Annotated in this window: 22 protein-coding genes; 4 read left to right on the top strand and 18 right to left on the bottom strand. The window is 64.7% G+C overall.

Annotated elements, in window-relative coordinates:
* Window positions 1–15: 15 nt before the first annotated feature.
* From LPZ50_RS01305 to metE, 16 genes are all read right to left on the bottom strand, one after another.
* The gene (locus LPZ50_RS01305) at window positions 16–654 is read right to left on the bottom strand and encodes a hypothetical protein (protein ID WP_230656722.1); all 639 of its coding nucleotides are present in this window, start codon (window positions 652–654) and stop codon (window positions 16–18) included.
* Window positions 651–2,048, bottom strand: a complete 1,398-nt coding sequence (locus LPZ50_RS01300) for a hypothetical protein (protein ID WP_419195550.1) — start codon at window positions 2,046–2,048, stop codon at window positions 651–653. The genes LPZ50_RS01305 and LPZ50_RS01300 overlap by 4 nt, the downstream gene beginning before the upstream one ends.
* Window positions 2,045–2,302, bottom strand: coding sequence for a hypothetical protein (locus tag LPZ50_RS01295; protein ID WP_230656718.1), 258 nt, complete (start codon window positions 2,300–2,302; stop codon window positions 2,045–2,047). The genes LPZ50_RS01300 and LPZ50_RS01295 overlap by 4 nt, the downstream gene beginning before the upstream one ends.
* A gap of 181 nt (window positions 2,303–2,483) precedes the next feature.
* Entirely contained in the window at window positions 2,484–2,615 is a 132-nt protein-coding gene (locus LPZ50_RS01290) for an entericidin A/B family lipoprotein (protein WP_230656716.1), read from the bottom strand.
* 38 nt (window positions 2,616–2,653) lie between these two features.
* A complete protein-coding gene (locus tag LPZ50_RS01285) occupies window positions 2,654–3,349 on the bottom strand; it encodes a fumarylacetoacetate hydrolase family protein (protein WP_230656714.1) in 696 nt (231 codons plus the stop codon).
* A 187-nt stretch (window positions 3,350–3,536) separates the two neighbouring features.
* A complete protein-coding gene (gene ppa / locus LPZ50_RS01280; RefSeq protein WP_230656711.1) occupies window positions 3,537–4,067 on the bottom strand; it encodes an inorganic diphosphatase in 531 nt (176 codons plus the stop codon).
* A 3-nt stretch (window positions 4,068–4,070) separates the two neighbouring features.
* Window positions 4,071–5,723, bottom strand: a complete 1,653-nt coding sequence (locus LPZ50_RS01275; RefSeq protein ID WP_230656709.1) for a heme biosynthesis HemY N-terminal domain-containing protein — start codon at window positions 5,721–5,723, stop codon at window positions 4,071–4,073.
* A 3-nt stretch (window positions 5,724–5,726) separates the two neighbouring features.
* A complete protein-coding gene (locus LPZ50_RS01270; RefSeq protein WP_230656707.1) occupies window positions 5,727–6,920 on the bottom strand; it encodes a uroporphyrinogen-III C-methyltransferase in 1,194 nt (397 codons plus the stop codon).
* A gap of 37 nt (window positions 6,921–6,957) precedes the next feature.
* Window positions 6,958–7,749: a uroporphyrinogen-III synthase gene (locus tag LPZ50_RS01265; RefSeq protein WP_230656705.1), complete on the bottom strand. Its 792-nt coding sequence runs from the start codon at window positions 7,747–7,749 to the stop codon at window positions 6,958–6,960.
* Window positions 7,750–7,795: 46 nt separating this feature from the next.
* The gene (gene hemC / locus LPZ50_RS01260) at window positions 7,796–8,737 is read right to left on the bottom strand and encodes a hydroxymethylbilane synthase (protein WP_230656703.1); all 942 of its coding nucleotides are present in this window, start codon (window positions 8,735–8,737) and stop codon (window positions 7,796–7,798) included.
* Window positions 8,738–8,845: 108 nt separating this feature from the next.
* Window positions 8,846–9,568 carry a TerC family protein gene (locus tag LPZ50_RS01255; protein WP_230656701.1) on the bottom strand — a complete coding sequence of 241 codons (723 nt, stop codon included), beginning with the start codon at window positions 9,566–9,568 and terminating at the stop codon, window positions 8,846–8,848.
* A 115-nt stretch (window positions 9,569–9,683) separates the two neighbouring features.
* Window positions 9,684–10,391, bottom strand: a complete 708-nt coding sequence (locus LPZ50_RS01250; protein ID WP_230656700.1) for a TerC family protein — start codon at window positions 10,389–10,391, stop codon at window positions 9,684–9,686.
* A 241-nt stretch (window positions 10,392–10,632) separates the two neighbouring features.
* On the bottom strand, window positions 10,633–11,514 hold the full coding sequence (sucD, locus tag LPZ50_RS01245) for a succinate--CoA ligase subunit alpha (RefSeq protein ID WP_230656698.1): 882 nt from the start codon (window positions 11,512–11,514) through the stop codon (window positions 10,633–10,635).
* 18 nt (window positions 11,515–11,532) lie between these two features.
* Entirely contained in the window at window positions 11,533–12,693 is a 1,161-nt protein-coding gene (sucC, locus tag LPZ50_RS01240) for an ADP-forming succinate--CoA ligase subunit beta (RefSeq protein WP_230656696.1), read from the bottom strand.
* Between the two features lie 10 nt (window positions 12,694–12,703).
* On the bottom strand, window positions 12,704–13,306 hold the full coding sequence (locus LPZ50_RS01235) for a DUF2889 domain-containing protein (protein WP_230656694.1): 603 nt from the start codon (window positions 13,304–13,306) through the stop codon (window positions 12,704–12,706).
* Window positions 13,307–13,431: 125 nt separating this feature from the next.
* Window positions 13,432–15,726, bottom strand: coding sequence for a 5-methyltetrahydropteroyltriglutamate--homocysteine S-methyltransferase (gene metE, locus LPZ50_RS01230; RefSeq protein WP_230656692.1), 2,295 nt, complete (start codon window positions 15,724–15,726; stop codon window positions 13,432–13,434).
* Window positions 15,727–15,886: 160 nt separating this feature from the next.
* Here metE and LPZ50_RS01225 point away from each other — a divergent pair, with 160 nt between their 5' ends.
* Complete coding sequence (locus LPZ50_RS01225; RefSeq protein ID WP_230656690.1) at window positions 15,887–16,807, top strand: LysR family transcriptional regulator; 921 nt, start codon at window positions 15,887–15,889, stop codon at window positions 16,805–16,807.
* Here the strand turns inward: LPZ50_RS01225 and recX are convergent.
* Both recX and recA read right to left on the bottom strand, forming a co-directional pair.
* Window positions 16,804–17,355, bottom strand: a complete 552-nt coding sequence (recX, locus tag LPZ50_RS01220) for a recombination regulator RecX (protein WP_230656688.1) — start codon at window positions 17,353–17,355, stop codon at window positions 16,804–16,806. The genes LPZ50_RS01225 and recX overlap by 4 nt on opposite strands.
* Complete coding sequence (gene recA, locus LPZ50_RS01215; protein ID WP_230656686.1) at window positions 17,352–18,413, bottom strand: recombinase RecA; 1,062 nt, start codon at window positions 18,411–18,413, stop codon at window positions 17,352–17,354. Before recA ends, recX begins: the two co-directional genes overlap by 4 nt.
* Before the next feature lie 199 nt (window positions 18,414–18,612).
* Between recA and LPZ50_RS01210 the strand changes: the two genes are divergently transcribed.
* The 3 genes from LPZ50_RS01210 to LPZ50_RS01200 all read left to right on the top strand — a co-directional run bounded on the left by LPZ50_RS01210 (window position 18,613) and on the right by LPZ50_RS01200 (window position 22,662).
* A complete protein-coding gene (locus tag LPZ50_RS01210) occupies window positions 18,613–19,302 on the top strand; it encodes a response regulator transcription factor (protein ID WP_207409079.1) in 690 nt (229 codons plus the stop codon).
* Between the two features lie 115 nt (window positions 19,303–19,417).
* Window positions 19,418–20,794, top strand: coding sequence for a sensor histidine kinase (locus LPZ50_RS01205; RefSeq protein ID WP_230656771.1), 1,377 nt, complete (start codon window positions 19,418–19,420; stop codon window positions 20,792–20,794).
* 191 nt (window positions 20,795–20,985) lie between these two features.
* Window positions 20,986–22,662 carry an MFS transporter gene (locus LPZ50_RS01200; protein ID WP_230656684.1) on the top strand — a complete coding sequence of 559 codons (1,677 nt, stop codon included), beginning with the start codon at window positions 20,986–20,988 and terminating at the stop codon, window positions 22,660–22,662.
* Window positions 22,663–23,103: the final 441 nt, after the last annotated feature.

The following is a 23,103-nucleotide window of genomic DNA, read 5'->3' as shown; positions in this document are numbered from 1 at the left end:
GGCCTGGACATGATGTCAGCGTCCTTCCATGCCACGGCTGCCGGGGCCGATGTCCATCCATGCCCCCAGCCAATCAACGGACCACTGCCCCCTGGCCCAGGGTGCATCCACAGGTTGCATGCGCCGATGCAGGGCTTGGGCGGCGGCTTGCGAGCGCTGGGCCGTGGCGGTCCAGCCCGCAGGCGACATGCCCAGGCGTTGCACGGTGGCGGCCTGGCCATGCGCATGCCCGGCGCTGACCGCAAGCGTGGTATGGCGTTGTATCGACATGATCCGCGCCGCGCTGCCGCTTTGCGTGAACGGCACTTGGCCGGGGGCCTGCACGCTGGCAAACGCCGTGCGTAGATGGGGATCGGCGCGCAGCCAGTCGCGGGCCAACCCGACCGCATCGGGGTTGCCCGCGGTGCCCGAAGCATCGACAAACGGTGAAGCATCGATGGAGACGAGGGCGCCGTGCTCGAACGCGGGCGTGGCCATGCCCCGCGCCGACAGGAACACCGCGTGGCGGCTGAACTGGGCAGCACCCAGGCCTTGCATTTGCAGGCTGCCCACGGTTGCCACGCCATGCATGAACAGCACCAGCAAGGCTACAACCAGGACTGCCTCGACAGCCGCCTGGCCACGCTGGATGGATCCGGTGCGCGCAGGCTTCATGGCAAGCTGCCGGAAATGTCGTCGGCAGTGACGGCGCTTAGCCGCGCCTGCCAATAGGGCCTGAACAAACTGGCAAGCGGCACTGCTTGTCCCATTGTGGAATCGGGCGCCGAATAATAGGCTTCGGCGGCACTGGTTACGGTTACCGCGTCGTCGCCCTGCAATGCCGCGTAGGCATACCGCCCCACCGGCGCTGCAAGCCGGCTGGCAGCATCCGTCGTGGGCAGTGCCATCGCGGCCTGCTGCACCTGGATGGCGAAGCGCAGGGGTTCATTTTCCAGGCCCATAGCGATGTCGTGATAGAACGGCAATCCGCGGCTGGGCCAGCGCGCGCCATTCACGACCGCGTAGGAGTTCGCCAGCAGGTTGCGTTTCCCTGTGTACAGGTCCCAGTTGGTGTTTTCATGAACCCAGCGCCAGAAGTCCTGTCCGGAGAAATCTTGGGGCGGCTTGTTGACGTATTCGCTTTCGCCCAGCGTCTGCCGGCCTGCCAGGCCCCATCCCATGGCGTATTCGCGGTAGTAACAGCCAATCCATCGGTTCGATCGCAATGAGTGATAAGACAGGGTGTCCACCGCGCCCCAGCGTCCGTCGTCGCTTAACCAGGTACCCCCGCGGCGTCGTAGTTCGTGCCGGCGCCAAGGGCACGCAGGCTGCACGACCCAGTTGCTTTCGCGAGTAATGTTGCGTGGGCGGAGAAAATCGTGCCGGCCCGCCGCCAGTTCGACCATGCCGCGCAGTCTGGTGGCGTCTTTTCCGGAGCGCGTTTGCACGTGTCCCGCGCCCGAATCTGACAGCATCTGCAACCTCAATGGCCCCGACGATAAAGTGGTGGCCTGGGGCGAATAATGTTCTGGGTAGTTGGCCTGCAGCACACGGTGCAGAGTGTGCTGGCGCGTGTCCGGCATACGTGACGCGGCGGATGCGGCGGCCTGCGCGAGCACCTGATGCACGACTTGATCATGCTGCTGGAATGCATGGGCCAATTCAGGTACCGCGCCGGCGGTGGCGGTAGCGCTGGCGTACCCCTGCCCTGCCGCCTTGCCGAACAATGCGGCGATGAGCGGCATGGGAGGGTTGCCACGGATACGCTGCTGGGATTGCGTCTGGCCGAACTGCGCCCACGATGCCAGGGTGACCAGGTGCGCCATCGCCATCTGGTGCGCGACCTGGGCACGATTGATATAGGCCAGCAGATTCAGTGTGCGCGCCTGGGCCAGTGCCCCGCTATAAGCGGCGGCATCGGCGGCGTGCGTCAAGCGCACACGCGCCGCGGCCGTCTGGCCCACGTTGTACAGGGCCACGAATGCCAGCCCGCACACCGCCGCCGACGCCAACGCGATAGGCAAGGCCTGTCCGCGTTGCGTAGGCGACAAAGGCAACGCGTGCATCATTTTGCGTTGCCGGTGAACGACTTGAGAGTTCGGGCCTTGGTTTGATCGGCCGCCTTGCCGGCCGCATTCTGCGCGGCGCGGGCCTGGGCCGAGCCGTCTTCGCCGGCCAGTTCGCGCGCCATGGCCGCTGTTTGAGAACGCACCACCTGCCCGAACAATTGATAGACCGCGATGGCCGCGACGGCGATCAGGGCCACCACGATAATGTATTCCACCATCCCTTGCCCGCGCTGGCGGGAAATGCTCCGGACCATGTCTAGCCCCTTCTTCAATGAACAGAGACGCTAGTGTGGCCTGAGGCAGATAGCCCGGCTATTCGCGGATGCCGAGGTGGACGCATATGTCGCCGGCGCCGCCGCGCATGCCCGGCTTACGCGCAATAAAAAAGCCAACGGCCCCGATCGGGGCCGTTGGCATAGGGTGGTCTGGCAAACCTTACTTTTCGGCAGCCGTGGTAATGGCGCTGCCGGCGCGCGACATGTCTTTACCCATGCCCGCCACGGTATTGCAGCCTTGTAGAACGACGCCGAACACAATAAGCGCCGTCAACATGACTCGTCCGCGCATGATCAACTCCTGTCTGGAATCTTGAAAACGAATCTGGATCAGGCGATGCGCACGTGCAGTTCGCCCAGGCCGTCGACACCGCCCACCAGGGTATCGCCCTGGACGACAGCGCCCACGCCTTCGGGCGTGCCGGTGAAAATCAGGTCGCCCGCCTTCAGTTCGAACAGGCCGGACAAATACGCAATGCTTTCGGGAATATTCCAGATCATCTGTGAAATATCGCTGGACTGCTTGCGCTGGCCGTTGACGTCCAGCCAGATCGCGCCGCGCTCGAGCGTACCCACCTTGCTGCGCGGGTGGATGGGGCCCAACGGCGCCGACAGATCGAACGCCTTGCCCACTTCCCACGGACGACCCTGCTTCTTGGCTTCGCCTTGCAGGTCGCGGCGCGTCATGTCCAGGCCCAGGGCATAGCCCCAGATGCAATCGTTGGCCTGTTCCACCGGGATGTCTTTGCCACCCTTGGCCAGCACCACCACCAGTTCCATTTCGTAGTGCAGATTGCTGGTCTTGGGCGGGTACGGCATGCTGCCGGTCTGGCCGTTGGCCACGGGCAGGATGGCATCGGCCGGCTTGCAGAAGAAGAACGGATCTTCACGGCCGGTGAAGCCCATTTCCTTGGCGTGCTCGGCATAATTGCGCCCCACGCAGTACACGCGGCGCGCCGGGAACAATGCCTTGCTGCCGGCAACAGGCAATGCAACGGGCGGCGACGGAGGGAAAACGTAGTCCATGTTCTATTGGCCTTGTTGAACGCATGCCGGCAATGCCCGGCAGAGTGGAATTCAATGCGCGAGTTTATCCCTTTTTCGGGCAACCCATGCTCAAAACGGCCCCGGGCCGCGACGCACCATGGTACGTCGCGGCCCGGGGCAGACAGCCGGAAACTGTCAGTCGGTCAGTGCGTCAGGGGCTAACCGTTCAGGCCTTGCCGTAGCGTTCGGCGCTGCGCACGATTTCTTCTTCGGCGGCTTCCACGCCCTTCCAGCCCTTCACCTTCACCCATTTGCCTTTTTCAAGGTCTTTGTAGTGTTCGAAGAAATGCTGGATGCGGGCGATGTCTTCGGCCGGCAGGTCTTCGTACGACTTGATATGGCGGTATGGGGGGTAGAGCTTGTCGACCGGAACGGCCAGCAGCTTGGCGTCGCCGCCTGCTTCGTCGTCCATTTCCAGCACACCCAGGGCGCGGCAGCGCACCACGGCGCCCACCTGGATCGGGAACGGCGTCAACACCAGCACATCGGCCGGGTCGCCATCTTCCGATAGGGTCTGGGGAATGTAGCCATAGTTGCACGGGTAGTGCATGGCCGTCAGCATGAAGCGATCGACGAACACGGCGCCGCTGTCTTTGTCTACCTCGTACTTGACGGGGTCGGCGTTCATCGGGATTTCAATGATGACGTTGAAGTCTTCAGGCAACTTCTTGCCGGGAGACACGCGATCGAGGCTCATGATTCAACCTTGTTTGTCTGGAAGAGAATTGGGCTTGCCCGCGCCGGCTTCGCCCTTGGTCTTGGCATCGGGCTCGCTTGCTGCAGTATCGGTACCGGCGCCGCCGGAAGCGGCCGCGGACGGCCCGCCGTACGTCGGCACGGGCGAATCGAATGCCGCCACGGGAATCGGAGCGCTATCGAAATAGTCTTCGATGTCCACGGCGGAGCGGGCCGGCGCGATGGCGGCCGGTTCGGGCTGCGCGGCGCTCGCGCTTTCACGCTCGGCAACCCGGGCATCGGGATCGAGCACGTAATCGGCGGGTGCCGATACCGGAGCGGGTTCAGCAGGCACCGACAGGGATCCAGCCACCAGGACGTCGTCGGGCGGGTAAGTGGAATATTCGCCTTCGGCGTCCAGGTGGAGCGGGTCGGACGACATTTCGGCGGCAGGCAGCGCCTGTTCGGCCGCCAGAACGGGCAAGGCCATGCTGGCGGCCGTGGCCAGGCGCCAATGGCGCACGGCGTCGGCCGGACGGTCCAGGCGGTCGTAAAGACTGCCCAGCAGCGCGTGGGTATGAGAATCGTTGCGGAAACCCAGGCTGCGCTGCAGGTAGCGTTCAGCCTGGCCCCACAACTGCCCGTTCAGGCACAGCATGCCCAGCGCCGCCAGCAGATCGGCATCGGCGGGGCGTTTCTGCAGCCAGCCTTCGGCCTTGGCCAGCCGCCGCGGCACTTGATCGGCATCGCAGCGCGCATAGGCCGCCACCAGGGCGGCCTTGAAATGCACGGGCACCGCCGCTTCGAGCACACGGGCCGCCTCGGCGGGCTCGCCGGCAGTTTCGAATGCAGTGGCACCGGCCAGGGCAATTTCGGGCAGCACCCGTTCTTCGCTTTTGAAATCTTTCCAGATGGCGCGCCAGGCATCGGTGCCCGATGCCGCCGCCGCACGCAAGCGCGCCGCGCCGGCCGTGTCTATCAGTTGTTCGGCTTCTGATTTGGACAAGGCGTTGCGGCGCGCCAAGCCGCGTGCCAGGGTGAAGACTCGGTCGTGGTGGCCCAGTGCTGCTTCCGCACGCAGCAGCAGGCGCATGGTGTGCAGGTGGCGGGCTCCCCCTTCCTGCTGGGGGGCCAGCACCGCCAGCGCATCCTGGGCGCGGCCCTGGTCCAGCAACTGGTCGGCCGATACAGTGGCAATGGCTTCCTGCAGGCCGGTATTGCCGTCGGCATGTTCGCGCGCCGCTTCCAGCAGGCGGTCGCGCCGCGCGAACTCACCCAGGCCGTGCGCCGCACGCGCGGCGGACAAGGCCGCCAGCACCCGGCGGCTGGGCACACGGGTTTGTTCCAGCAGTTTGGCAAGGTCTTTCTCGGCGTGGGCGAAGCGGCCTTCAAGCAGACCGGTCCAGCCGCGTTCCAGCAGTTCGTGGTCGCGCGCCTGGGCACGGCGCCCGCGCCAGGCGCGCATGCGGTCGGGAATAGCAAGCAGCCAGGCCAACACGCGCAGGCCCACGTATAGCGCCACGAACAGCGCCAAGACGAGCAGTACCGCCAGCGTCAAAGAAAGCTCGATGCGCCAGGGCGACACCAGCACCATGACATTGCCCGTATGGGCGCGCAACACCACGGCCAGTGCAACGGCAACAACGGCGAGCAGCAGAGTCCAGAACCAGGTACGCATGCGTCAGTCCTGTGTGGCGGGCTCGTCGAAGCCGGCCGCGCGCAGGGCCGCCACGCTGGCCATGCTGTCGCTGACGTCGGGCAAGCGTACGGCGATATCGGTTTGAGCCAGCTCTTGCGCCAGGCTCAGGGCCTGTTGCGTATCCGCGGAGCGGGCATCGTAATAGTTGCGCAGGGCGGCAGCGACGTTATCCAGTTCGTTCTTCCAGACTTCGGGCTGGCGCATCAGCATGGCCAACTGCGCGGTCATCAGGCGTTGGCGCAGGGCGGCGCGGGCCTGCGATGCCTGTTCGGCCGACAGCATCAATGCCGCCGGCTGATCGACGCGCTGGATGCTGATGAGGTCGCCCAGTTCGTTGGCCAGCGTGCTGCCCGCGCGGCCGGGCCAGGATGCGATCTCGGCGCGCCAGCGCTGCCACCATGCCGCGTCGGCCGGCAATTCCGCGCGCGGATCGTCCGCGGGACGCATGGCAACCGGGGCTTCGGCCGCATTGTTGCCCAGCGGCGCATCGCCCGGCGTGGCCGCATCGGGCACCACCATCGGGGCCCTGGACACCAGGCCGGCCAGGCGGTCGATGCGCGAAGACTGCGCCGGGATATCGATAGTGGCCACGGCGCGCAGGCGATCGATGTCGCCATTGATACTTTGCTGCAGCGAGGCAAAGCGCGGCCGATCGGCATGCGCCAGCCGCGCCTGGGCCGTTTCCAGCGCCACGATGGCATTGTTGACGTTGCCGGCCAGGCGCAATTGCTGACTGGCCATGACCAGCAGGCGCTCGACGTCATTGGCCAGCAATTCGTCGCTGGCGCCACCGCTGAAGGTTTGCCAGGCCTGCTGCAGGTCGTCGTAGCGGCTCTTGGCTTCGCGCATCTGGCTTTCCAGCTCGGCCACGCGATTGGTTTGCGTCTGGGCCAGTGCCAGCGCCTCACGAGATTCTTTGCGGCTTTGCGCCGCTGACTGTTCCAGTGTGCCAAGCCGGGTGGCGACCTCGCGCCCGGCGTTCAGGAACTGCTTGCGCTGCATCCACAAGGCCCAGCTGAGCCCCACGGCCAGCAGCACCACAATGATGAGTGCTGCGGACAGGGTGCCCACCGCGCTGGAAGGTTTCTTGGCCTTGGGTGGCGGCGAAGCGGGCGAGCCTTTGCCCGGGGCGGCCGCGCTGGCGGACGATTCAGTGGCGGGGGTCTGGTCTGTCATGACGCGATTGTATTCGGTGAAAAGCCAAAACTTCGATTCAAGCTGCAATAAATGCGTCGAGAATCGCTTCATCCACAGGCAAGCAGATTTGTACCATTGGAGCGGGGCCATCGCCACCGGCGTCTTGCGCCAGGCGCCGCGCCAGGGCTGGGTGAGTCACGACGAAGCGCGAGGCGCGCCACCAATCCAGCAGCCCCGCCTGGGAGACTTCGCGCTGCACGGCCGCGATGCTTTCACCGCTGGTCAGCAGCCAGGTGGGCCGCATGCCCTGCCCGGCCCATTCCTGCAGTTGCCGTACCGCCCCGGCCCGCCACGACGCCGGCTGCCGGTGGTAGACGGCATGGCGGTCGACCGTTGCGCCCGCATTGGCCAATTGTTCGGCCAGCCAGTCGCGCCCCTGGGTGCCACGCACCAGCAGCACGCGCTGCGGCAAGGGGCCGCGCGCGCGCAGCACGTTCCATAGCGCCTCGGAATCGTGCGTGGGGGCCTCGGGTGGTGGGCACAAGACTGTTGTATCGTTGCCAAAACCTGGCAAGGCCTGCAAGGCGCGCGCGCTGGCAGGCCCCACCGTTGCTGCGCAAGTGGCCTCCGGCCAGGCACGCATTCCTGCTACAGATTGCAACTGCGCCATGTACATCCGGGCCGCGTTGCCGCTGACGAAGACCACCAGATCGTAATCTTGCGGATGAGGCAGTTGGCCGGCCTGGACAGGCACGGGCAGGATTTCCAGCGCGGGCAAGACCAGCACCTGCCATCCCGCCGCGCCAAGTTCGTGCGCCAACACGTCATTGCGGCCGTCTGGCCGGGTCAGGATGGCGATTTGCGGCATGGCCCCCCCTTAGGCAACGCCCGATACCAGCGGGCAGACCCGCGCATCAGGATGCGGGGGAATCCAGCAATTCGGCCAGGATGGTGTCGGCGCCGTTGGACAGCAATTCTTGCGCGGCGGCCTCGCCTATGGCCAGCGCCTGGGCGGCGGGCCCGGCATGCTGACAACGGATGACGCGCTGGCCGTCCGGGGACGCTACCAGCGCCCGCAATGTGAGCGTACCGCCATCGAGTTGCGCATAGGCCGCCAGGGGCACTTGGCATGAGCCCCCCAGCGTGCGCGACACCGCGCGTTCCGCGGCAACGCAGGCGGTAGTGTGCTCGCTGGCCAGCGGGGCCAGCCAGGCGCGCAGGTCGTTGCGGTCGTTGCGGATTTCGATGCCCAGGGCCCCCTGGCCCGCGGCCGGCAGGCAATCTTCGGGTTCGAGCAGGCTACGGATGCGTTGGGCCATGCCCAGGCGCTGCAAGCCGGCGGCCGCCAGGACGATGGCGGCGTAATCGCCACGATCGAGCTTGCCCAGCCGGGTGTCCAGGTTACCGCGCAGCGGCTTCACGACCAGGTGCGGATGGCGCTGGCGGATCTGGGATTCGCGCCGCAGGCTGGACGTGCCCACCACCGCCCCGGCGGGCAGTTCGGACAGGGAGCCGTACTGGTTGGACACGAAGGCGTCGCGCGGATCGGCGCGATCGAGCATCGCGCAGAGTTCGAACGGCGCCTGCAGATCGACGGGGACGTCTTTCAGGGAATGCACGGCCAGGTCGGCGCGGCCATCCAGCAAGGCGGTTTCGAGCTCTTTGACGAACAGGCCCTTGCCCCCCACCTTGGACAGCGTGCGGTCCAGGATCTGGTCGCCGCGGGTGGTGAGGGTAAGGAGTTCGACCTTGCAGCCGGTGTACAGCGACTGCAGCCTGTCGCGCACATGCTCGGCTTGCCAAAGGGCAAGCCGGCTGGCGCGTGTGGCGATGACGAGACGTTGCGGAGCGGTCACGTATTGCGTCAGATCAGGCTGGAGAAGACCACGGCGGCGATGACGCCAAGAATGGCCAACACCAGCAAGCCTTGCAACAGGCTCAGGCCGGACTCAGGGTTTTCGCTTTTACGCAGACTCATGTGCGGATTCCTTCGTGGCATTTTTCTTGCGGCTGGCAAACCAGCGGCCCAGGCCGACAACCAGCAGCGCGCCGATGATTTCGACGGCGATTTTAACGCTGGTGGGCTGGACGCCGAGGTGCTTTTCGACAAACACGTCGGTAACGACCATGCCGCCCGCGATCCAGCCCAGCAGGCCGGCACCGAAGGTAACCACCAGCGGATAGCGGTCGATGAGCTTCAGCACCAGGGTGCTGCCCCAGATGATGATGGGCACGCTGACCACCAGGCCGAAGATGACCAGGCCAAGCTGGTGGCCTTCGTGGGCGTTCTGGGCAGCGCCGGCGATGGCGATGACGTTGTCCAGGCTCATGACGAAGTCGGCCACGATGATGGTCTTGACGGCCGCGGCGATGGACGTGCCCCCCTGGATGTTGCCATGCGCGTCATCTTCGGGAATCAGCAGCTTGATGCCGATCCAGAGCAGCAGCAGGCCGCCCACGATCTTGAGGAACGGGATGGCCAGCAGCGTCAGGGCGAAGGCGATGAGCACGACGCGCAGCACGATGGCGCCGGCCGTGCCCCACAGAATGCCCTGCATGCGTTGCTTGGGTGCCAGATTGCGGCAGGCAAGCGCGATGACCACGGCGTTATCGCCACCCAGCAGGATGTCGATAAGAATGATTTGGAACACCGCCGCCCAACTCAGTGTCTGGAAAAACTCAAGCACTTTTAGACCCCCACAGATTTATTGAAAACAGGGACACGCCGCAGGCCGCGCACCTGCGCAGATACGCCGCGCGCGAGCCGCGCGGCGTATCTGGCGTCGAATCGCTTATTGTAGTTCAGCTTTGCGTCAGTACCTTTTGGCGCGCCAGGAAAATTTTCCCTAGTGCCAGCACCAGCAAGGCGCCTATCACCCCTGCAATCAGGGCCAGTTGGTGTTCGGTCAGGCCCAGGGCCGTATCGATGCGCAGCACGGATTCATGCAGCGCGGGGTCACCCACCATCAGTTCGCCGGCGATGAAACCCAGCAGGGCTGCTCCCACCCAGACGATGAGGGGAAACCGCTCGATAACCTTAAGCAACAAGGTACTGCCGAAAATGACCAGCGGAATGCTGATGGCCAGGCCGATGACCAGCAAGGTGGTGTCACCCATGGCAGCCGCGGCAACAGCCACGACGTTGTCCAGGCTCATGACCAGGTCGGCGATCATGATGGTGCGAATGGCCGCCAGCAGGCTGCCATGCTGCTTGCCCTCGCCCTCGCCCTCGCCTTCCGGCATCAGCAGCGACACGCCGATGTACACCAGCAGCAGCGCGCCGATCAGCTTTAGCCAGGGCAACAGCAGCAGCTTGGCGGCGACCAGCGTCAGGACGATACGCATGATGATCGCGGCGGCGGAACCGACCACGATGGCCTTTTTTTGCTGCGTCGGGGGCAGCGAGCGCGCGGCCAGCGCAATGACGACGGCGTTGTCGCCGGACAGCAGGATATTTACCCAGATGATTTGCAGCAGGGCAATCCAGAACGCGGCTGAAGTGAGTTCCATTCCTCTCTTTCCTAGATGATCCCCTAGGTGTGGACAAACATGAACGTACCGGCCATCTTTATATGCGCGAGCAAGATGGGTGTGGCCATTGCCGGAAGTACGGGCCTTCCGGCTTAGTGTTTAGTTGTACGCGGTGCGTCGGCCCGTAGTTGTATTTGTCGGGCCGACAGGAACGACAAGCCCCCGGCTCGAGAAAAAGCCCGCCAGGGCGGGCTTTCCGAAGCAAGAGGCCGAATTGCTATTACAGCACGGACTTCAGCAGCTTGCCCATCTCGGACGGGTTGCGCGTGGTACGGATACCGCAAGCTTCCATCACTTCGAGCTTGGCATCGGCCGTGTCGGCGCCGCCCGAGATCAGCGCGCCGGCGTGGCCCATGCGCTTGCCCGGAGGCGCCGTGACGCCGGCGATGAAGCCGACCACGGGTTTCTTCATGTTGTCCTTGGCCCACTCGGCGGCATTGACTTCGTCGGGGCCGCCGATTTCGCCGATCATGATGACGGCGTCGGTGTCGGGATCATCGTTGAAGAGCTTGAGCACGTCGACGTGCTTCAGGCCGTTGATGGGGTCGCCACCGATACCCACGGCGCTGGACTGGCCCAGGCCGAGCTCGGTGACTTGCGCCACGGCTTCGTACGTCAGGGTGCCCGAACGGCTGACGATGCCGATGCGGCCCTTGCGGTGGATGTGGCCGGGCATGATGCCGATCTTGATTTCGTCGGGGGTGATCAGGCCGGGGCAATTCGGGCCCAGCAGCAGGGTCTTGCTGCCCTTGGCCTTCATGCGGTTCTTCACCTCCAGCATGTCACGCACCGGAATGCCTTCGGTAATGCAGATGACCAGGTCCAGCTCGGCCTCGACGGCTTCCCAGATGGCGGCCGCGGCACCCGCCGGCGGCACGTAGATCACCGACACGGTAGCGCCGGTCTTGTCTTTCGCGTCTTGCACGCTGCCGAAGATGGGCACGCCTTCGAAGTCCTCGCCGGCCTTCTTGGGGTGCACGCCGGCCACGAAGGCGGCTTTGCCATTGGCGTACTCACGGCACATGCGGGTGTGGAACTGGCCCGTCTTGCCCGTGATGCCCTGGGTGATGACTTTGGTGTCCTTGTTGATCAGAATCGACATTTGTGAATCCTTGGCAATTTATTTGGTGGCGGCTACGACGCGAGTGGCCGCTTCGGCCATGGTGTCGGCGCTGATGATGGGCAGCCCCGAGTCGGCCAGCATTTTCTTGCCCAGTTCTTCGTTGGTGCCCTTCATGCGGACGACCAGCGGCACATTGAGGTTGACGGCCTTGCACGCGGCGATCACGCCTTCGGCGATGACGTCGCAGCGCATGATGCCGCCGAAGATGTTGACCAGGATGGCCTTCACGCCCTTGTTCTTGAGCATGATCTTGAACGCTTCGGTAACCTTCTCGGCGGTGGCGCCGCCGCCCACGTCCAGGAAGTTGGCGGGCTCGCCGCCGAACAGCTTGATGGTGTCCATGGTGGCCATGGCCAGGCCGGCGCCGTTCACCAGGCAGCCGATGTTGCCGTCGAGCTGGATGTAGGCCAGGTCGAACTTGCTGGCTTCGATTTCGGCCGGATCTTCTTCATCGAGATCGCGGTAGGCCACGATTTCGGGATGGCGGAACAGCGCGTTGGGATCGAAGTTGAACTTGGCGTCCAGGGCGATGATATTGCCCTTGCTGTCGCAGTTCAGGGGGTTGATTTCCACCAGCGAGGCGTCGGTGTCCATATAGCACTTGTACAGCTTCTGGAACACGTCGGCAGCCTGGTCGGCGGAACCGCCCGCCAGGCCGACGGCCTCGGCGACCTTCTTGGCCAGCTCGGTCGACAGGCCGGTCAGCGGATCGATGTATTCGGTGATGATTTTCTCGGGCGTGGAATGGGCCACTTCCTCGATGTCCATGCCGCCTTCGCTCGAGGCGATGATGGCGACCTTCTGCGTGGCGCGGTCGGTTACCAGCGACACGTAGTATTCCTTCTTGATGTCGGCGCCTTCTTCAATGTACAGGCGGCCCACCTTCTGGCCTTCCGGGCCGGTCTGGTGGGTGACCAGCTGCATGCCCAGGATTTCCGATGCCAGCTTGCGCACGTCGTCGATGGAACGGGCCAGCTTCACACCGCCCCCCTTGCCACGGCCGCCGGCGTGGATCTGCGCCTTCACAACCCAGACCGATCCACCCAGCTTTTCAGCGGCGGCCACGGCCTCGTCGACGGAAAAAGCGGGAATCCCGCGCGGCACCGGGACGCCAAATTGCTTCAGCAGTTCCTTGCCTTGATACTCGTGGATTTTCATGTGTTACCTGTCAGGACGAATGAGAATAAGAGGGAGAGTCGGATATTGCGTCCACCGCCGCTTCAGCGCTATCCCCGGTGTACCACTTGGGATAGTGCTCAAGCACCACGAGGCCGTCGGTGCTCAGGGCATGACAGCCGTCCAGTTGGAACGGACGCTTGTCCGGATTGCTGTTCTGGCGCCGGCGGTTGGCCATGGTCTGCACCGCCGCGGTGGGTAGCACCTGCGACAGCTCGGTCATGTGGGTACAGCCCGCGGTATGGCCAAAGCGTTCCTTGACCTGGCGCCGGAAGCCCTTGAGCAAGTTCATGCCAACCAACCCCGCATAGGCGGAGTCGATGGCCATGCACAGTTGTTCGTAGGGCGCCGCATCATACGCAGCCTGGGCCGCCACGATGGTGAACGACTCATCGATGGTGATGCGCAGGTGCATATGGTGGATGGGCCGGCCCGCCGGGAAGATTTCACCGTTGTGCTTGGGGAAATCGTAGGCCTTGAAGTCGATGAGTTCGGCTTCGAGGTCCCACAGACCGTCGTCGCGCCCGTAGGACTGCACGCGTATGGAACGCGTATGCAGGGGGTGGCGGGAGACTTTCGACGGTGGCAAGGGCATGGGAATAGCCTGCGCTTCAGGACGCTTGACGCAAAGCAGCAAATCCTGGGAAGTATAACGCAGCGCCCATGGGCGCGTCCCCCGGGGCGCATGGCCCAGGGGGACGGATCAGCGCCGAAACCTGGTCAGGCGCTGCGCAGGGCGCGCGCCGCCTCGACCATGCCGACCAGCGCGGCCTCGGTTTCAGGCCAGGCCCGGGTTTTCAGCCCGCAGTCGGGGTTGACCCACAGCCGCTCGCTGGGCAGCCGGGCGGCGGCCTTGCGCATCAGGCCCACCATCCAGTCCACGTCGGGGACGTTCGGCGAATGGATATCGTATACGCCGGGACCGATATCGTTGGGATAACGGAAATCCTCGAATGCCTTGAGCAGTTCCATGTTCGAGCGCGACGTCTCGATGGTGATGACATCGGCATCCATGGCGGCGATGGACTCGATGATGTCGTTGAACTCCGAATAGCACATATGGGTGTGGATCTGCGTGTCGGCGGCCACCCCGGCCGTGGACAGCCGGAAGCAGTCCACCGCCCAGTCCAGATAAGCCTGCCAGTCGTCGCGGCGCAGGGGCAGGCCTTCGCGGATGGCGGGCTCGTCGATCTGGATGACACGCACGCTGGCGGCTTCCAGGTCTACCACCTCGTCGCGCAGCGCCAGCGCCAGTTGGCGGCAGGTCTGCTCGCGCGGCTGGTCGTCGCGCACGAACGACCATTGCAGAATGGTGACCGGGCCGGTCAGCATTCCCTTGACCGGTTTGTCGGTCAGCGACTGAGCGTACGACGACCAGCCGACGGTCATGGGCGCCGGGCGCGCCACATCGCCGAAAATGATCGGCGGCTTCACGCAACGCGAGCCGTAGCTTTGTACCCAGCCATTGCGGGTGAAAGCAAAGCCGGCCAGCAGTTCGCCGAAGTATTCCACCATGTCGTTGCGCTCGGGCTCGCCATGCACCAGCACGTCCAGGCCGATTTTTTCCTGGAAGCGGATCACGGCCTCGATTTCCTTGCGGATCGCCGCCTCGTAGGCCGAGTCGGTCAGGGCACCCGATTTCCAGTCGCGCCGCAGGGCCCGGATCTCGGCCGTCTGCGGGAAGGAACCAATGGTGGTAGTGGGAAACGCCGGCAGGTTCAGCAACTGCTGCTGCTGGGCGATGCGCTCGCCAAACGGCGCGCGATCGCGTGGCACGGCGGCTTCGTCCGCCATGCGGCGCCCCACCGCGGGATTATGAATGCGCGGCGACTCGCGCCGGGCCTGCAAGGCGGCGCGCTGCACGGCCAGCGCCTGTGCCACGGCGGGCTCCTTGGCATCGGCCAGGGCGCGTCCCAGCAGATTCAGTTCGTCGAGTTTCTGCCCGGCGAACGACAGCCAGCTTTTCAGTTCGGCGTCGAGCTCGGTTTCACCGGCCAGATCCACCGGCACATGCAGCAGCGAGCACGACGGGGCCAGCCACAGGCGCTCACCCCGTTGCTGGCGCACCGGCGCCAACGCGGCCAGGGCGGCGTCCAGATCGGTACGCCAGATGTTGCGGCCGTCGATGACGCCGGCGGACAGCACCTGCCCGGGCCGTAGCGCCGAGGCCACGTCCTGCAGTTGGCCGGGGGCACGCACCAGGTCGACGTGCAGGCCCGCCACGGGCAGCGCGGCGGCGGTGGCCAGGTTGTCTTTCAGGTCGCCGAAATAGGTGGCGACCAGCAGCTTCAGCGGCGAGTCGGCCAGGCGGGCATAGACCTCGCCAAACGCATCGCGCCAGGCTTGCGGCAGGTCCAGCACCAGAATCGGCTCGTCGATCTGCACCCACTGCACATTCAGGCGCGCCAGGCGGGCCAGCACCTCGGCATACACGGGCACCAGCGCCTTCAGCAGTTCCAGCTTGGCCACATCGCCCGCGCCATCGGCGTACGCATCGCCCTTGCCCAGCCACAGCCACGTCAAGGGGCCCGGAATCACCGGCTTGGCCTGATGGCCCAGGGCCTGTGCTTCCTTTACTTGCTCGAACAGGTATTCGCGCGCAATGCGGAAAGTTTGGCCCGGCACCAGCTCGGGCACGATGTAGTGGTAGTTGGTGTCGAACCACTTGGTCATTTCGCACGCGGCAGTGGGCGTGCCGGAAGGGGCCCTGCCGCGCCCCATCCGGAACAGCGTGTCCAGGCTGACAGGCTGGCCGTCGGCCTGGCCAAAGCGGGCCGGCACGGCGCCCAGCAGCGTCGTCCACTCCAGGATGTGGTCGTACCAGGCAAAATCGCCCACCGGCACGAACTGCACGCCCGCGGCGGCCTGGCGCTGCCAGTGGGCGGCACGCAGATCACGGCCCGTCTGGTCTAACTCGGCCGCCGTCGATTTGCCGCCCCAATAGGCTTCCACGGCTCGCTTCAGTTCGCGCTGGGCCCCGATGCGGGGAAAACCCAAATTATGAATTATGGTCATATAGATATCCACATAGATCAATTTTGCTCAACTCGAACGCTATTCTGCGCCCAAGTCAACTTGCAGCAAAATCAATCTCAACATATATTTCTTGAATATTATTCATACAAAGCGAGTTGCCTCAGCCCGAGCTGCCTCGCCTTCGCCTGGTGCTCCCCCCATGCTCGAAATTCGCCACCTTGAAACGCTTTCCGCCATTCGCGACGGCGGCAGCCTGCAGGAAGCCGCCGAGCGGCTGCACCTGACCCAGTCGGCCCTTTCCCACCAATTGCGCGACCTGGAAACCCGCCTTGGCACCCCATTGTTGAACCGCCGCACCCGCCCTGCGCGGCTGACCACCGCCGGCCTGCGCGTGCTGGCCCTGGCCGACGAAGTATTGCCGCGGGTGCGCAGCACCGAGCGCGAACTGCAAAGATTGGCGGCAGGGCGCACCGGCCGGCTGCACATGGCCATCGAGTGCCACTCGTGCTTTCAGTGGCTGATGCCCGCGCTGGATGCCTTCCGGGCCCAGTGGCCCGATGTAGCCCTGGATCTGTCCGCGGCGTTTTCGTTTGCGCCGCTGCCGGCCCTGGTGCGCGGCGACCTGGACCTGGTAATCACGTCGGACCCGCAATCGCTGGAAGCCGTGGAATACCTGCCCTTGTTCAAGTACGAAGTAGTGCTGGCGGTGGCCGAATCCCACCCCTTGGCCGCTTTCCGGCACGTCGAGCCCCAGCAACTGGCCGACCAGACCTTGATCACCTACCCCGTAGATACCCAGCGGCTGGACGTATTCACTTCGTTCCTGGACCCCGCCGGGGTCGAGCCCGCGGCAATCCGCAAGGCGGAACTGACACCCATCATCGTGCAGCTGGTAGCCAGCAACCGCGGCGTGGCCGCCCTGCCCAACTGGGCATTGACCGAATACCTGCAGCACGGCTGGCTGCGCCTGTGCCACCTGGGCCCGCAGGGAGTATGGCCCACGCTGTATGCGGCGGTGCGCACCGAAGACACCGATGCCTCGTATGTGGGCGATTTCCTGGCGATTGCGCGCGAGGTGTGCTTCAAGACGCTGGACGGAATACGGTCGGCAAGACCCTAGGCGGGGTCATCCTGTTCGTCGCCCAGGACGCGCCGGATAACGTCGTGGGCAAAGCCCCGGCTGGCCAGAAAACGGGCCTGCCGCGCGTATTCGGGGCGATCGGCCGGCTTGGCCGGGTAGCGTTTGCGCCAGACTTCCAGGGCGCGCTGGTATTCAGTGGCCCGCAGATCGTCGCGCAATTGAGCCACTTGTTCTTCGGCTACGCCATGCTGCCGCAGTTCTTGCACGATGCGGGCGGTGCCTTGCCGCGCGGCGCGGCGATGCACCAGACTGTGGGCGAAGCGCTCGGTGGACAGCCACCCTTCTTTTTCCAGGGCATCGAGCACCGCATTTAGATTGTCGGACTCATCGACATAGGGCTGCAGCTTGCGCGCCAGTTCATTGCGGGCGTATTCGCGGCGGGACAGGTAGCCCACCGCGCGCGCCTTCAGCGTAGGCCCGCGCGCCGCGGGTTTGGCGGCGGGCTGGGCCATGGTTTCGAAATCATCGTCCCTGGCCTGCTGGCCCGGGCTGCGCCGTGGCGACGAAGAACCGGGCTTGCGGATCATTCGCCGTCTTCGGCCTCGCTGGCCGGGAACGAAGCCACCCGGCTGACGATGCCCTGGTTCTCGCGCACCTTGTTCTCGATCTCGATGGCCAGTTCGCGGTGTTCTTTGAGATATTCGCGGACGTTGTCCTTGCCCTGGCCGATGCGCGTGCCGCTGTAGCTGTACCAGGCGCCGGACTTGTCGACCACGCCGGCCTGCACACCCAGGTCGATGATTTCGCCTTCGCGTGAGATGCCCGCGCCGTACATGATGTCGAATTCGGCCTGCTTGAACGGGGGCGAGACCTTGTTCTTGACGACCTTGACGCGGGTTTCGTTGCCGACGACTTCCTCGCCCTTCTTGATGGAGCCGATACGGCGGATGTCCAGGCGCACCGAGGAATAGAACTTCAACGCATTGCCGCCGGTAGTGGTTTCGGGATTGCCGAACATCACACCAATTTTCATGCGGATCTGGTTGATGAAGATGACCATGCAGTTGGTGCGCTTGATGGTGGCGGTAAGCTTGCGCAGCGCCTGGCTCATCAGGCGGGCCTGCAGGCCCGGCAGGGAATCGCCCATTTCGCCTTCGATTTCGGCCTTGGGCACCAGGGCGGCCACGGAGTCGATGACGATGAGGTCGACCGAACCCGAGCGCACCAGCGCGTCGGTGATTTCAAGCGCCTGTTCGCCCGTGTCGGGCTGCGAAATGAGCAGGTCGGTAAGATTGACGCCCAGCTTGGCGGCGTATTGGACGTCGAGCGCGTGTTCGGCGTCGACGAAGGCGCAGGTGCCGCCGATTTTCTGCATTTCGGCAATGACCTGCAGGGTAAGCGTGGTTTTGCCGGAAGATTCAGGGCCGTAGATCTCGACCACGCGGCCCCTGGGCAGGCCGCCGACGCCCAGGGCGATATCGAGCCCCAGCGAACCGGTGGACACGACCTGGATGTCGTGTTCGACCTCGTTGTCGCCGTAGCGCATGATCGAGCCCTTGCCGAATTGCTTTTCGATTTGCGAGAGCGCGGCAGCCAGCGCCTTGGCCTTTTCCGCTGCGGCTGCTTTGCTGGTTTTGTCGTCCATGTGGTGTCCCGTGGGTAAATTGTGTGCGACGCTGTGGCGCAATGCGCCAGCAGCGGCGATTATGGCATCGGATTGTACTGGATAAAAATCCAGTATGCCACAATTCTCCAGGGATACCCGGGGGTGGGCAAGCCCTGGCCCCTGTGCCAGAATTCCCACACCCGGCCGGCACCCCGGCCATTGCCGCTTTTTTTCACGCATGCGCATTCTCATCGCCGAAGACGACAGCATCCTGGCCGACGGCCTGTCCCGTTCGTTGCGCCATAACGGCTACGCCGTGGACGCTGTCCGGGACGGCGCGGCCGCCGACTCCGCCCTGGCCGCCCAGGCGTTCGACCTGCTCATCCTGGACCTGGGCCTGCCGCAACTGGCCGGCCTCGAGGTACTGCGCAGGCTGCGGGCACGCAATTCGTTATTGCCCGTGCTCATCCTGACGGCCGCCGACAGCGTGGAGCAACGCGTCAAGGGGCTGGACCTGGGCGCCGATGACTACATGGCCAAGCCGTTCGCGCTGTCCGAACTGGAAGCCCGGGTGCGCGCACTGACGCGGCGCGGCGCGGGGGGTGGCGCCACCTTGCTGCGCCATGGCCGCCTGGTGTTCGACCAGACCGGACGCGTGGCCCTGGTCGACGACCAGACACTCGACCTGTCGGCGCGCGAGGTCAGCTTGCTGGAAATCCTGCTGACTCGCAGCGGCCGCATGGTCAGCAAGACGCAGTTGGTCGACCACCTGTGCGAATGGGGCGAAGAAGTCAGCACCAACGCCATCGAGGTCTACGTGCATCGCCTGCGCAAGAAACTGGAGCCCAGCGGCGTGAAAATCATCACGGTGCGCGGGCTGGGCTACTGCCTTGAACGGGACCAGGGTGCCGGGTACCTCTCGCACTGAACCGGCCGCGCACGAAAAGCTGAACCAGGAAGCCCTGGACGCCATGCGCGGCGGGGCCAAGGGCCCCAGCTTCGCGCCGCCGCAGCGCTCGCTGCTGGGCGAGATCCTCGACTGGATGCTGGCGCCGCTGTTCCTGTTGTGGCCCATGAGCGTGGCCATTACCTACGTGGTGGCGCAGAACATCGCCAACGTGCCCTACGACCGCTCGCTGGCCAACAATCTGCACGTACTGGCCCGCCACGTCCATGCGGACGACGGGCGCGCGGTTCTGCGCCTGAACGGGGCCATCCGGGACGTGCTGCGCCCCGACGAAACCGACAGCGTCTTCTGGCTGGCATTGGGCAGCCGGGGCGAATACCTGGGCGGCGACCGCGCCCTGCCCCTGCCGCCCGAAATGGGCCAGCCGCAGCCCGGCGTCGTGCTGTACGCCGACGACACCCTGCGCGGCTTTGGCATACGGCTGGCGTATACCTGGGTGGACCTGCACATTCCGCACACCGAGCCGGTGCTTCTGGTGGTGGCGGAAACCATGGAAAAGCGCACGGAACTGGCCAACGACATCATCAAGGGGGTGATCATCCCGCAGTTCATCGTGCTGCCCGTCGCAGTGCTGCTGGTGTGGTTCGGCCTGTCCCGGGGCGTGGCGCCGCTGAACGCCTTGCAACAGCGCCTGCGGGCGCGCCGCCCCGACGACCTGTCGCCGATCGACGAGCGCGCGGCGCCTTCGGAGATCGCGCCCCTGGTGGGTGCCATGAACGAACTGCTCGACCGTCTTTCGGCCAATGTGCAGGCGCAACGCCGCTTCGTGGCCGACGCGGCGCACCAATTGAAAACCCCTTTGGCGGGCCTGCGCACCCAGGCGGAACTGGCCTTGCGGGATGCCAGCCCCGACGAAATGCAGTCCAGCCTGCGGCAACTGGTCATGGGCTCCGAACGGGCCACGCGCCTGGTGAACCAGTTGCTGCTGCTGGCGCGCGCCGAGAACCCGCATTCCGCGGGGCTTGCCCCCACCGACCTGAACACCATCGGCTACGAACAAACCATGCAATGGGTGCCGCAGGCGCTGGCCCTGAATACCGACCTGGGCTTCGAGGGGGCCGACGGGCCCGTGCGCATCGCCGGCAACGACATCCTGCTGGCCGAACTGCTGAACAACCTGGTGGACAACGCTCTGCGCTATACCCCACCCGGCGGACATATCACGGTGCGGGTGCGCGCCACCCCCATTCAGGCCATTCTCGAAGTGGAAGACTCCGGGCCTGGCATCGTGCCGGAAGAACGCGAACGCGTTTTCGACCGTTTCTACCGCGTGCTGGGCACCCAGGCTGAAGGCAGCGGGCTGGGGCTGGCCATCGTGCGCGAAATCGCCCAGAAGCACCGCGCGGAAGTGCATATCCTGGAAGGGACATCGCATTCCCAGTTGCCCGGCACCTGCATACGGGTGGTTTTTTCGTTGTATTCAAGCACTGCCGACCAGCCCGAAACGCCTTAGGGAAATCCCGGCCCACCACGGCGGCCTCGCCCCGTTGTGACACATTAAGTTTCAAATTTAAGATTCGAGTAAGTATCGCGTCAGTGCCTCGTCAGGCTCGTTTTCTACCTTGCCTGTAGCCGGACACCAAGCTCATCCGGCCGAAAGACAGCACGGTGGCTCACCACCGGCCCAGAAAACGAGGAGACATCATGAGCACAGCATCGGTGGCCGACCGCGGCCCATCCACGGGCCCGCGCCCAATGACCCGCGAGGAACGACGCGTGATCTTTGCGTCTTCGCTGGGCACTGTTTTCGAATGGTATGACTTTTATTTGTACGGGTCTTTGGCCGCCATCATTGCCACCCACTTTTTCTCGGGCGTAAACCCTACCGCCGCCTTCATTTTCGCCCTGCTGGCTTTCGCTGCCGGCTTTGCCGTACGGCCCTTCGGCGCACTGGTGTTCGGCCGCCTGGGCGACCTGGTAGGCCGCAAGTACACATTCCTGGTCACCATCGTCATCATGGGCCTGTCCACCTTCCTGGTGGGCATCCTGCCCAGTTACGCCAGCATCGGCATCGCGGCCCCGGCCATCCTGATCGTGCTGCGCCTGCTGCAGGGCCTGGCGCTGGGCGGCGAGTATGGCGGCGCCGCCACCTATGTGGCCGAACATGCGCCGCACGGCCGCCGCGGCGCCTACACCGCCTGGATCCAGACCACGGCCACCATGGGCCTGTTCCTGTCGCTGCTGGTCATCATGGGCATCCGCGCCGTCATGACTGAAGACGCGTTCCGCGAATGGGGCTGGCGCATTCCGTTCCTGATCTCGGTCATCCTGCTGGGCATCTCGGTGTGGATCCGCATGCAATTGAACGAGTCGCCCACTTTCAAGCGCATGAAGGAAGAAGGCCGCGGTTCCAAGGCCCCGCTGACGGAATCGTTCGGCCAATGGAAGAACCTGAAAGTCGTCATCATCGCCCTGCTCGGCCTGACCGCCGGCCAGGCCGTGGTCTGGTACACGGGCCAGTTCTACGCCCTGTTCTTCCTGACCAAGACACTGCAGGTCGACGCCAACACCGCCAACATCATGATCGCGCTGGCCCTGTTGATCGGCACGCCGTTCTTCCTGATATTCGGCTCGTTGTCCGACCGCATCGGCCGCAAGCCCATCATCATGGCTGGCTGCCTGATTGCCGCGCTGACCTACTTCCCGCTGTTCCAGGGCCTGACGCACTTCGCCAACCCCGCGCTGGAAAAAGCCCAGGCCACGGCCCCCGTCACGGTGATTGCAGACCCGGCAACGTGCTCGTTCCAGTTCAACCCGGTGGGCACCGCTTCGTTCACCAGTTCGTGCGACGTGATCAAGTCGTTCCTGGCCACCAACTCGGTGAACTACAGCAACCAGGCTGCTCCCGCGGGCACTGTCGCCAAGGTCCGCATCGGCAACGACGAGTTCAGCGCGTTCGAAGGCGCCGGCTTGTCCTCCGCCGAATTCAAGGCCAAGACGACCGAGCTGCGCGCCGCGCTGACCACTGCCATCCGCGACCACGGCTACCCCGCCAAGGCCGATCCCGAACAAATGAACAAGTTCATGGTCGTGGTGCTGCTGACCATCCTGGTCATCTACGTCACCATGGTGTACGGCCCCATTGCCGCCATGCTGGTTGAAATGTTCCCCACCCGCATCCGCTACACCTCGATGAGCCTGCCGTATCACATCGGCAACGGCTGGTTCGGCGGATTCCTGCCCCCGGTGGCCTTCGCGGTCGTGGCCGCCACCGGCAATATCTACGACGGGCTGTGGTATCCGATCATCATCGCGGTCATGACCCTGGTCATCGGCACGCTGTTCGTGCGCGAAACCAAGGACGTCGATATCAACGCGTGATGCATGTTCCCCCGCCAGGCAGGACTGCTGCGCCTGTCTGGCCTTTCAAAGCTCCCTCGGGAGCTTTTTTTTTTGCTTTTTTCAGGGCAACGGGATTCAGGACGATGTCAGACCACCGGGATTAGACTGCAAGCTCAGATCACGGTCTTGCACTGCATTTTCGGACGTTTGATCCCCTGTCCGGGAATCGCAGGGCCAGTACTCTGACACCGATGCCACGTCCCCCGCGAGCCTTTTTATGGCGTGACATTGTGTGACCCTGCCCGGCCCGGCTTTTCGAAGCCGGGCCTTTTTTTGCCGCCGGGCCGCCCCAAGGCAAAAAGCCCCCTTGGGGGCAGCAAGCCGAAGGCGCAGCGTGGGGGCTTTTTTTTTGCCGCCGGGCCGCCCCAAGGCAAAAAGCCCCCTTGGGGGGCAGCAAGCCGAAGGCGCAGCGTGGGGGCT

This window comes from Bordetella petrii (assembly GCF_020991325.1).
GTDB lineage: Bacteria > Pseudomonadota > Gammaproteobacteria > Burkholderiales > Burkholderiaceae_B > Bordetella_A > Bordetella_A petrii_E.
This window is presented reverse-complemented; position numbering and strand designations above follow the sequence as displayed.

Coding starts and splice junctions, on each gene's coding strand:
- LPZ50_RS01270 (WP_230656707.1), bottom strand. CDS start 6,920: ATGACAGACCAGACCCCCGCCACTGAATCGTCCGCCAGCGCGGCCGCC.
- LPZ50_RS01300 (WP_419195550.1), bottom strand. CDS start 2,048: ATGATGCACGCGTTGCCTTTGTCGCCTACGCAACGCGGACAGGCCTTG.
- LPZ50_RS01275 (WP_230656709.1), bottom strand. CDS start 5,723: ATGCGTACCTGGTTCTGGACTCTGCTGCTCGCCGTTGTTGCCGTTGCA.
- LPZ50_RS01265 (WP_230656705.1), bottom strand. CDS start 7,749: ATGCCGCAAATCGCCATCCTGACCCGGCCAGACGGCCGCAATGACGTG.
- sucD (WP_230656698.1), bottom strand. CDS start 11,514: ATGTCGATTCTGATCAACAAGGACACCAAAGTCATCACCCAGGGCATC.
- metE (WP_230656692.1), bottom strand. CDS start 15,726: ATGACCATAATTCATAATTTGGGTTTTCCCCGCATCGGGGCCCAGCGC.
- LPZ50_RS01225 (WP_230656690.1), top strand. CDS start 15,887: ATGCTCGAAATTCGCCACCTTGAAACGCTTTCCGCCATTCGCGACGGC.
- LPZ50_RS01210 (WP_207409079.1), top strand. CDS start 18,613: ATGCGCATTCTCATCGCCGAAGACGACAGCATCCTGGCCGACGGCCTG.
- LPZ50_RS01295 (WP_230656718.1), bottom strand. CDS start 2,302: ATGGTCCGGAGCATTTCCCGCCAGCGCGGGCAAGGGATGGTGGAATAC.
- recA (WP_230656686.1), bottom strand. CDS start 18,413: ATGGACGACAAAACCAGCAAAGCAGCCGCAGCGGAAAAGGCCAAGGCG.
- sucC (WP_230656696.1), bottom strand. CDS start 12,693: ATGAAAATCCACGAGTATCAAGGCAAGGAACTGCTGAAGCAATTTGGC.
- ppa (WP_230656711.1), bottom strand. CDS start 4,067: ATGAGCCTCGATCGCGTGTCTCCCGGCAAGAAGTTGCCTGAAGACTTC.
- LPZ50_RS01200 (WP_230656684.1), top strand. CDS start 20,986: ATGAGCACAGCATCGGTGGCCGACCGCGGCCCATCCACGGGCCCGCGC.
- LPZ50_RS01305 (WP_230656722.1), bottom strand. CDS start 654: ATGAAGCCTGCGCGCACCGGATCCATCCAGCGTGGCCAGGCGGCTGTC.
- LPZ50_RS01235 (WP_230656694.1), bottom strand. CDS start 13,306: ATGCCCTTGCCACCGTCGAAAGTCTCCCGCCACCCCCTGCATACGCGT.
- recX (WP_230656688.1), bottom strand. CDS start 17,355: ATGATCCGCAAGCCCGGTTCTTCGTCGCCACGGCGCAGCCCGGGCCAG.
- LPZ50_RS01205 (WP_230656771.1), top strand. CDS start 19,418: ATGCTGGCGCCGCTGTTCCTGTTGTGGCCCATGAGCGTGGCCATTACC.
- LPZ50_RS01285 (WP_230656714.1), bottom strand. CDS start 3,349: ATGGACTACGTTTTCCCTCCGTCGCCGCCCGTTGCATTGCCTGTTGCC.
- LPZ50_RS01290 (WP_230656716.1), bottom strand. CDS start 2,615: ATGCGCGGACGAGTCATGTTGACGGCGCTTATTGTGTTCGGCGTCGTT.
- LPZ50_RS01250 (WP_230656700.1), bottom strand. CDS start 10,391: ATGGAACTCACTTCAGCCGCGTTCTGGATTGCCCTGCTGCAAATCATC.